General features: G+C 66.0%; 3 protein-coding genes. All 3 read right to left on the bottom strand.

The genetic code is table 11. The annotated features are described in order from the left end of the window. Positions 1–439: 439 nt before the first annotated feature. Positions 440–1,024: an imidazoleglycerol-phosphate dehydratase HisB gene (gene hisB, locus QZ650_RS09930; RefSeq protein ID WP_292519715.1), complete on the bottom strand. Its 585-nt coding sequence runs from the start codon at positions 1,022–1,024 to the stop codon at positions 440–442. After that, the gene (hisA, locus tag QZ650_RS09935; RefSeq protein ID WP_292520107.1) at positions 1,011–1,730 is read right to left on the bottom strand and encodes a 1-(5-phosphoribosyl)-5-[(5-phosphoribosylamino)methylideneamino]imidazole-4-carboxamide isomerase; all 720 of its coding nucleotides are present in this window, start codon (positions 1,728–1,730) and stop codon (positions 1,011–1,013) included. The genes hisB and hisA overlap by 14 nt, the downstream gene beginning before the upstream one ends. A gap of 4 nt (positions 1,731–1,734) precedes the next feature. Then, positions 1,735–2,527 (bottom strand): ATP phosphoribosyltransferase (hisG, locus tag QZ650_RS09940; RefSeq protein ID WP_292522501.1); only part of this gene is annotated, 793 nt, incomplete at its 5' end.

The raw sequence follows: 2,527 nt of genomic DNA on the forward strand, positions 1-2,527 counted from the left end.
TCTCTACTCCGTAAGGACACCTGTAACCCCCACCCCACCCGCGCTTCGCGCTCCTCAGTCGCACCTGCGGTGCTCCAACTCCTGCTGTTCCAGCAGTCGTTCCCCGCCCCGAGGGGCGGGGGCAGTGCGTGGCGATACCCGATGGGAATCCGTGTCCGGGTGTGCAGTTGTCAACCAACGTTGCCCTGCACCAGGTGTGGGTATCAGCCGGTTGCAGAGCAGAAGAAGATCTCATCGTTTTCCCTCCGTCAGACACCCGGCAACCACCCGGATGCCCCACAGAACGCTCCTCCCTGCGATTCTGGCCGGGTTACAGCACGGCACAATAGTTTGGCGATCCCGCCGTGACGCATCCCCTGTGGCCCGCCACGTCGCTCTGGTGGCAACGGCCGCCGCATGCTCCTGCGGCACCCCAAAAATTGTCGTTATGCCCCTCTGTTCAGAGGGTCCCCTTGGTGCTCGGGACGTCCCCGCCCACGGCGGGGTCGACCGCCACGGCCGCCCGGAGCGCCCGTGCGAACGCCTTGAACGCCGCTTCGCAGACGTGGTGGTCGTTCCTCCCTGTGGCCGTGATATGGGCGGTGATCCCGGCATTGGTGCAGAGGCTGTAGAAGAAGTGCTCGATGAGATCGCCGGGGATGCCCCCAGGGCCCACCGGTGAGAAGTCGGCCGCAAAGACGAGGTACCCCCGCCCGCCCACGTCGATTGCCGCCCGGGCGAGTGCCTCGTCCATTGGGACGGCGGTGTCGGCGAACCGGGTGATCCCCCGTCCGTCCCCGACGGCTTTCGCAAGGGCCGTCCCGAGGACGATCCCGATATCCTCGATGGTGTGGTGGACGTCCACCGCGATGTCGCCGGTCGCCCGGACGGTGAGGTCTATCCTGCCGTGCCGGGCAAACGATGTCAGCATGTGGTCGAAGAACGGTATGCCGGTCTCGATGGTCCCGGCTCCGGTTCCGTCGAGGTCGAGGGAGAGGCTGATATCGGTCTCCTTCGTGACCCGGTGAATCTCACTCTTCCGCATGCGCTGCCCCCAGAACATCGGATAGTCGGACTTTCCCGGCGTAGAGGGCCGATCCGAGGACTGCTCCCGCCGCTCCGGCATCCTGGAGCGCGCAGACGTCCTCGACGCCCGATATCCCGCCCGAGACGACGACCGGGACCTTTGCTCTCGCGAGGAGGTCCGCTACCGGGCCGAGCGCGATCCCCTTCTGGAGCCCTTCCACGTCCACGTTTGTGTAGAGGAGCGACCCTGCGCCGAGTTCCTCGAACCGCTCCGCCCAGGCAAGGTAACTGCCCGCGGGCTGTTCCCACCCCTCGATCATCACCTCGCCGCCCCGGGCGTCGATCCCGGCCATGACCCGGGCGCTGCCGAACTCGTCGGCGAGCGTCCGAATCGTCTCCGGTTCGCGGACGGCCAGGGTCGAGAGGATCACCCGGTCGACACCGACGTCAAGCCATCCGGCGGCGTCCTCCACGCTCCTGATCCCGCCCCCGAGTTCCACAAAGGCGTTCGTCTCCCGGATGAAAGCCCGGATCAGGTCGGCGTTCTTCTGCGCCCGGCCGAACGCCCCATCGAGGTTGACGATGTGGAGGCCGTCGGCCCCCTCTTCAAGCCACCGGCGTCCCCAGGCGGCCGGTTCCCCATAGACCGTCGCCGCCTCAGGCCGCCCCTGCACAAGCTGCACGCACCGCCCGTCCAGGATATCGACTGCAGGATAGATCTCCATGTTCTCAGCGTATGATTCGTTCAATGGGCATGACTAATATGTCTTTTGCGCCCGCCCGCTTCAACTGGTTGATCAACTGGTAGACCCGCTCCTCCATCACGACGGCGTGAACCGCGACCAGGTTCTCATCGGACGCCACGTCCATCACCGTCGGGCCGGAGAGGCCTGGCAGCACTTCCCTGACATCCGCAAGAGCGCTCCGGTGAACGTTCATCATCAGGTAGCACTGCCCCTTCGCCCGGATGACGCTCTCGAGGGCAAGGACAATCTCGTCGATCTTCTCCCGTTTAGTCGCGAGCGAGGCGGGGTTTGCAACCAGGATCGTCGTGGAGGTGAGGATCTCCTCGATGACGCGGAGATGGTTTGTTCTGAGGGTCGTCCCCGAGGAGGAGAGGTCGACGATGGCGTCGGCGATCCCGAGGTGCGGCGTCGCCTCGCATGCCCCTCCGACGGTCACGATCGTCACGGCAACCCCGCGCTCTGCAAAGAACGAGCGGGTGATCGCCGGAAACTCGGTCGCCACCGTTGCCCCGTCGAGATCGGCGACGGCCTCGATGCCGGACTCTTCCGGCACGGCGACGACGAGGGTTGCTCTACCCGTCTGCAGGTCCAGGACCTCTTCAACCGTCGAGCCCCGTTCCATGACCATATCCCTCCCGGTGATGCCGAGGTCGGCGACGCCGCTTGCCACGTACTCCGGGATGTCGATCGGGCGGGCGAAGAGGATCTCAACGTTCGGGTCGCGTGTCCGGGTGATGAGCCGCCGCTCTCCCCCGTCGGCCAGGTGGAGGCCGCAG

It is taken from the genome of Methanoculleus sp. (genome assembly GCF_020696975.1).
Taxonomy (GTDB): domain Archaea; phylum Halobacteriota; class Methanomicrobia; order Methanomicrobiales; family Methanoculleaceae; genus Methanoculleus.

Coding starts and splice junctions, on each gene's coding strand:
- hisB (WP_292519715.1), bottom strand. CDS start 1,024: ATGCGGAAGAGTGAGATTCACCGGGTCACGAAGGAGACCGATATCAGC.
- hisA (WP_292520107.1), bottom strand. CDS start 1,730: ATGGAGATCTATCCTGCAGTCGATATCCTGGACGGGCGGTGCGTGCAG.